Source organism: Rhizobium sp. BK176 (assembly GCF_024808055.1).
The window spans coordinates 1-2,249 of the sequence record NZ_JANUBV010000066.1; the positions used below are offsets into that span (position 1 = coordinate 1).

General features: G+C 52.1%; 1 protein-coding gene. It reads right to left on the bottom strand.

Annotated elements, in window-relative coordinates; genetic code table 11:
• Positions 1–1,206: 1,206 nt before the first annotated feature.
• Positions 1,207–1,728, bottom strand: a complete 522-nt coding sequence (locus FHT76_RS41175) for a hypothetical protein (protein WP_259132167.1) — start codon at positions 1,726–1,728, stop codon at positions 1,207–1,209.
• Positions 1,729–2,249 lie beyond the last annotated feature (521 nt).

Consider the following 2,249-nt stretch of genomic DNA (forward strand, 5'->3'; position numbering starts at 1 on the left):
TCCAATCTGAGAGTAGGTGCGTTTCATTGCATCGTCCTTGCAATTGATAACCCATTGGGATCATTAGCAAGTCGCACTTCATTCTAGAACCCACCCCGGCTACATCCATAAATCAGATAAGAGTTATTATGGAACTCGAACGTGGTTTTGGGCGTGTTGCTTTCCCAAATGATCACACTGCGGCAGCAGTCTCGGATGGCTACGGCCGGCGCTGACCAATAATGCTGGAAGCCATTGTCATACAATCTGTCTGGATTCACGCTAGTAGCGACGCACGCGGCTACATAATATCTTTCGGTGTTTGCCGCACGGGATAGCGTCGTAAGGCATTCTACGTCAGTCGTACCGCATTTTTCACGCTAACGGGTACCCGGCGCGAAAAAAATATCTCGTCGATGATCCAATTTCTTCATCGCGCCGTAATATTATTGAAACGGCGGAAACCATCAAGACGCTCGTGTGCGGTTCACATACCACCTCCGAACGTCGAAAAAAGTATATAGGCAATCGCAGCGATCGTCTGAATCGCCAGCACGATGACAAGCGAAAATAGCGCCAAATAGCGTTTGCGTCGGCGCGTCCAAATGGGACAACCAAAGGGATCGCGATGTGTTTCTATTTCTCCCCTATCGACTAACCATCGCGGTCTTTGCACAGTCTAGTTTGATATTGCTGGAGCAGGCGCTCTCGGGGTCATCCGTTGCGGTAGGTTCGTATGCTGTGGCGGTAGCCGTTCTTGCACCTGTTGCGGCAGCCGTGCTGTCTACGAGCAGATCCTATTACCGTCGGCTAGCGGTGGCGGTGCAAGAGCGAGATCCTCATCACTTGCAACAACTTTTCGATGAACGGCTGTTGTGGCCGGCTCCCATCAGCATTCTTGTGCTGCTGGTTGCGTGGAAGTCGGCCGACATTATAATCTCATTATTTGACACTTTTCGTTGTCGAGGGGACCGGCGCGCTGCGGATCCTCCGTAAATCGCTGCTTCTTCATGCGTCCGTCCTTTAAGGGGCCGGACCCTCATCCATTCTGGAGGAAATTCGCAGTGGCAGGTCACTTTCTCCTTTCTCAAATGATCCGAAACGCACCCACTACGTATCACTAGGTCAGCTCTAAACAAGCTGACGGCCGGCACCCCTACGTCGGCAGGCCCGCGTTCGTGACCCACCGGGCGCGGGCCTTCACTACCTGCATCCGGGAGGGGCTATTTACAAAAGAATGGCATCGACTTTTGCACGCGCTAATTTGAGATACGTTCGTCGTTTTTGAACGAGAGGCCACCAATCGTACAAAAATATTTCTATCGGTTTCCAGTTTGCGACCCAACCCACGATTATGAGTCCTTCCTCCAACGATTGCGTAAAGTAGCTAGAGGGCATTGTCGCCGACACAGTCTGCCCGGAGAGAAAGCCAATTAAGAGTACAGCGATCCCAAGAAGCAGCGAGCGCCGGCCGTAGCTGAAAAGATCGCCGATCTCCTTGGATATGCGTTCCGCCTTTTGACTAAAATAACTGCTGAATGCGGAGTGCAAATCCTGCGCAATGTCCTCATCCGCCACGGATAGAAATACGACGATGTTGACCGCATCTGTCGCCTCTCTCGCCCGATCAAACATGTACTCGTCGGCATCTCTGGAAAGGTCGCGGGACCTGAAAGGAAATGGATCAAGAGTCTCGAATAGCTGCTCCGATCGCTCTACACGAATCTCAATCGTTTCGACTGGCTGCAATGACTTCTCCTCGATCCCGACCTCAGCGAAGTGAAAATTTATGGACCCAAATTTCCATTCCACAAGTCTATCACGCAAGGCCCGAAAAGAGCTGAAGGAGATTTATTCGTTGCGCAGATCATCCTGTTCCCGTCACCCTAATTTTGTCGCCGATGGGTTTGTCACGATGCAACGTTGTTGTTGTTCCCCGGGGCGTGCCTAGAACGGCCTGGTGACCGAATTGAATAGCCCGCAGTTTCAATGGCTGGTCGCCGTTCAATACAAGTTCGTTAGATTCCTGTCGAACCTGCGCTTCTCTTGAAGGAGGTTGTTGGAGATTAATCGTCAAGGTTGGTCCAACTCGTTGCTGAGATTTCCGGTGACAGGCTCAGATCACCCGCCAGTCTTTCGATTACCTCGTCTTGACGGCTAATTGTGAACACCAGGGGATCGTGCCCACTGCAGTGGTGTAACTGGACGGCTCTGGTCCCATGCTCTCCGGCGTGAGCCGGACTGATCAACGTGCCACTGCCGGCAAGCTG